Here is a 276-nt window from a genome sequence, read left to right as displayed (position 1 = left end):
CGACGTGGCGGCATCCGCAAGGGCCGGGCAGCAATGTCGACGGCAAGGGCAACCTGCCCGTCACGCTCGTCACGCTGCACGACGCGCTCGCCTACGCGCACTGGCTCGGCCGCGATCTGCCGACCGAAGCCGAATGGGAATACGCGGGCAAGGCGGGCCATCAGGACGCGAGTCTCGACGCCGCGCCCGCCGACGCAAACGGCAAGCCCGCCGCGAACTACTGGCAGGGCGTGTTCCCGGTGCTGAACACGGCCGAGGACGGCCACGCGGGCCTCG

General features: G+C 71.7%; 1 protein-coding gene. It reads left to right on the top strand.

Annotation, left to right across the window (positions count from 1 at the left end; genetic code table 11):
- Window positions 1-276 (top strand): SUMF1/EgtB/PvdO family nonheme iron enzyme (locus SB772_RS40490; RefSeq protein ID WP_410838582.1); only part of this gene is annotated, 276 nt, incomplete at both ends.

It is taken from the genome of Paraburkholderia sp. SIMBA_030 (genome assembly GCF_046535245.1).
Classification (GTDB): domain Bacteria; phylum Pseudomonadota; class Gammaproteobacteria; order Burkholderiales; family Burkholderiaceae; genus Paraburkholderia.
This window is presented reverse-complemented; position numbering and strand designations above follow the sequence as displayed.